Origin of the sequence: Halobacillus sp. (assembly GCF_049282395.1) — a bacterium.
GTDB lineage: Bacteria > Bacillota > Bacilli > Bacillales > Halobacillaceae > Halobacillus.
Genome location: NZ_JBAPTY010000065.1, coordinates 1 through 3,702, shown reverse-complemented (window position 1 = coordinate 3,702; position 3,702 = coordinate 1). Strand labels below are relative to the sequence as shown.

The 3,702-nt window shown below is 42.8% G+C and carries 4 protein-coding genes; 2 read left to right on the top strand and 2 right to left on the bottom strand.

From position 1 onward, the window contains the following. Positions 1-181 precede the first annotated feature (181 nt). Positions 182-1,627 carry a carbon starvation protein A gene (locus WAM07_RS03385; protein WP_422164784.1) on the top strand — a complete coding sequence of 482 codons (1,446 nt, stop codon included), beginning with the start codon at positions 182-184 and terminating at the stop codon, positions 1,625-1,627. A gap of 41 nt (positions 1,628-1,668) precedes the next feature. Here the strand turns inward: WAM07_RS03385 and WAM07_RS03380 are convergent, their stop codons facing one another. Further along, a complete protein-coding gene (locus WAM07_RS03380) occupies positions 1,669-2,181 on the bottom strand; it encodes a peroxiredoxin family protein (protein WP_422164782.1) in 513 nt (170 codons plus the stop codon). Positions 2,182-2,304: 123 nt separating this feature from the next. Between WAM07_RS03380 and WAM07_RS03375 the strand changes: the two genes are divergently transcribed. Further along, a complete protein-coding gene (locus tag WAM07_RS03375) occupies positions 2,305-2,931 on the top strand; it encodes a flavodoxin family protein (protein ID WP_422164781.1) in 627 nt (208 codons plus the stop codon). A gap of 85 nt (positions 2,932-3,016) precedes the next feature. Here the strand turns inward: WAM07_RS03375 and WAM07_RS03370 are convergent. After that, positions 3,017-3,702, bottom strand: a 686-nt coding sequence (locus WAM07_RS03370; protein WP_422164779.1) for a TatD family hydrolase, incomplete at its 5' end; no start/stop codon positions are given.

Sequence of the window (3,702 nt, the reverse complement as noted above, 5' to 3'; positions counted from 1 at the left end):
AGTTCATGATCATGGTAAAACATACACGCCTTCATTCCTTATATGATAGGATTTGTTAATGCAAACGCTTTAATGATAAGAAAAAAAAGAGAAAAAAATAAATTTTCGGAAATTGGGTTGTCTTTCCCAGGTGGTCTCGCTAGAATACTCCTTACATTCATTTTTGAAAGGAGGCTCAGCAATGGTCACATTTATCGCTTCCATTTTATTACTTATTGTCGGTTACATAGTTTATGCGAAGGTGGTGGAGCGAATTTTTGGTATAAACGATCAGCAGGAAACTCCTGCTTATACCAAAAATGACGGCTTCGATTTTATGCCTATGAGCTGGTGGAAAGCGAGCTTAATCCAACTGCTTAATATTGCTGGACTTGGCCCTATTTTTGGCGCGGTATTAGGCGCGTTGTACGGCCCTGTAGCATTTATATGGATTGTTATAGGTTCCATATTTGCAGGGGCAGTGCACGATTATTTCTCCGGGATGCTTTCCCTTCGCCATAAAGGCGCTCAATATCCGGAATTGGTCGGTAAATATTTAGGCAAGCCGGTAAAAACAGTAATTAATTTACTTTCCATCGCACTAATGGTGCTCGTCGCTGCAGCCTTTACGGCAGGACCGGCCCAGTTAATGGCCGAGGTCACGCCTCTTGGATTCTTTACATCGATCATTATTATCTTTGCTTATTTCCTGGTAGCTACCGTGCTGCCTGTCAATAAAGTCATTGGAAAGGTATATCCGATCTTTGGTGCTGTTTTAATCTTTATGGCGGTCTCTATAGGGATTGGGATTTTCTTTTTCGACCAATCGATCCCTAACCTTACCCTAAGCAACTTGCACCCTCAGGAACTGCCGGTCTGGCCCATGCTGATGGTTACGATTTCCTGCGGGGCTATATCCGGATTCCATAGTACGCAAAGTCCTATCCTCGCCCGTACGTTGAAAAAAGAAAGCGAAGGACGTAAAGTTTTCTTCGGCGCTATGATCGCTGAAGGGATTATCGCTTTAATCTGGGCTGCCGCTGGCATGACGTTTTTCGGAAGTACAGGTGCCCTGCAAGCCGCGCTTGATGCAGGCGGACCAGCCGGTGTCGTAAACGAAATCAGCAGTACAACACTTGGTACCTTTGGAGGAGTTCTCGCCGTGCTTGGTGTGATTATCCTTCCGATTACCACAGGAGATACCGCACTGCGTTCTTCAAGGATGATGCTTGTAGATGCGGTAAGACCTCTTCTTAGCAAGGAACTGAATGGGAAATGGGTACCGATTCTATTTGCCATTCCTGTAGCCATTCCAGCTTTCTTATTAACTCAGATGGATTACAGCTTTCTTTGGCGCTATGTAGGGTGGTCAAACCAGGTGGTAGCTACCGTGATGCTATGGACAGGGGCTATGTATTTGCTCAAGAATCATAAGTTTCATTGGATCTGCAGTGCACCTGCCTTATTCATGACAGCCGTCGTGAGTTCCTACATTTTCTATGCACCGGAAGGTTTTGGGCTCGCTTACTCAACTTCCATGATTATCGGTGCAGTTATATGGACAGCCGTGGCTTTATGGTTCGTTAAACAGCTAATTAAACAGAAACAAACGTTAAATGAAGAAGTGGTAGCTAAAAAAGCCGGATAATCTTAACAAAGAGCCGTTCCTATCCAATAGGAACGGCTCTTTTAATGACACTTAAGGTTTTTTCTTATATACTGGATAATTTTACGGAGTTCCTTCGGATGCGGGCGGCCAAAAGGACTCGTCTGACGCTGCTGATAAAGCAGTTTTCCATCTCCATCAGTTAAAAAATAAGCAGGTTCGCCATGAGTCCCATGGTCTTCATAAGGACTGTTTTCATCATGATAGTGAATACCGTATTGATTAAGAACATGAAGTTCTTGATCAGCCAAAACCCTTAGGGAAAAATCGTGTTTACTCACCATGTTATGGAGGCTGTCTTTATGATCTGCCGAGATAGTTGTAAGATGTACCTGGTGGTTAACGAAGTATTCATGACTCTCTTCTAAATCTTTTAACTCTTCTACACAGGCTGGGCACCAGGAGCCCCTGAAATAAATCAGCAAGTGCCAGTCATCTCCATTTTCATTAAGGAAATCTTTAAATGAGAACTCATCCCCCGTAACGGAAGGTAGTGTAAAATCAGGAACTTGTTCGTTTAAGTTCATTGGACTCATGATTGGACCTCCTTATTTTATCTTTCCTTATCAATACCCTTTCTTACGGAGCCTCACACAAGGTTTGTTATAAAATGGAAGTGGGAATGTGTAGTAAAGATTAAGAAAGAAGGAGGAATAATTATGAGTAAACTAAAAGCTTTGTTTATTAATACTTCTTTAAAGAAATCGGAAGAACCTTCCAATACACAAGCCCTTTGGGAAGAAGTAGAGAAAATCTATGATAAAAAAGAAGTAGAATATGAGTCTCTTCGCTTGGCGGACTACCATATCCCACCAGGTATCAGCGCGGATTTAGGCGGTGGAGATGAGTGGCCGCAAGTATTAGAAAAGATAAAAGCCTCAGATATTTTAGTCGTTGGATCTCCTATTTGGCTGGGGCAGCAAAGCAGCATTGCCACCACCTTAATTGAAAGACTAAACGGCAGTGGAAGTGAGACCAATGAAAAGGGTCAACCTATTTTCTATAACAAAGTAGCCGGAATAGTTATTACGGGGAATGAAGACGGTGCGAAGAAGGTAGCCGAAAGCATTCTTTACCGGCTTGCAGCTCTTGGATTTACCATTCCGCCAAATGTGGATGCTTACTGGGTAGGGGAAGCAGGTCCAGGACCATCCTATATGGAAGCGGAAGGTATTCAAAATGACTTTACTAAAAGCCGAGTCAAAATGCTTGGATACAATACCACTCATCTGGCTGAGATCTACCGGAATCATCCGATTCCTGCAGAAGGAAATACAACAGAATAAGCTTTAGGTGAAAAGCAGTTCCGTAAAAGCGTCCACTATATGATGGACACGCTGCTACGGAGCTGCTATTTTTTTGGACGCTTCTCTAGAGTCGGAAGAATCTTACAGTATTTTGATGAATGATGCGGTAAACAGTCTGCAAAGGCAGTCTTTTAATTTCACTGATTTTAGCGATCGAGTCGTGCATCATGGCAGGATGAGTCATCTTGTCTTTGAACGGTCCTTCAAAAGGCCAGGGACCATCCGTTTCAACCATAATCCGGTTCAAAGGATATAACTCGATCAACTTCTGAATTTTAGTTTTGTAAACACAATCAGGTGTGACAGAGATATAATAGTTATTTTCCATTAAAGTCTGGATCGTAGCAGCACTTCCTTTAAACCAATGGAAGTGGGCATTTCTGACACCATGTTTTTTTAACAGATCGCAGACGAGATCAGCATCTTCATAGATAGCATGTAAAACAATAGGCTTGTTCAGCTCTGCCGCAAGCTTAATAAAATGTTCGAGCAATTGTACATAAGATTCCACATCTATAGAGGGATCCTCTTTTCTGGAATAGTAGGGGAGTCCAACTTCTCCAATGGCAGAGATGCGTCTGCTATATCTTCGAGCGAGCGAAGTAATATCCTCGATTTCCTCCTGTGAAGGAAGCGGCTGCTCGGGATGGTAACCAAGCGCCGGCTTAATTCTCTTATCATCTAGAGCAATCGTAAGATTCTTGATTCCCGAAGTGAGGTGACTGGATACGGTAATCATGGATGCTATAC

Bases quoted from the DNA above. Each gene is read 5' to 3' on its own strand.
- WAM07_RS03385 (WP_422164784.1), top strand. From the start codon at position 182: ATGGTCACATTTATCGCTTCCATTTTATTACTTATTGTCGGTTACATA.
- WAM07_RS03380 (WP_422164782.1), bottom strand. From the start codon at position 2,181: ATGAGTCCAATGAACTTAAACGAACAAGTTCCTGATTTTACACTACCT.
- WAM07_RS03375 (WP_422164781.1), top strand. From the start codon at position 2,305: ATGAGTAAACTAAAAGCTTTGTTTATTAATACTTCTTTAAAGAAATCG.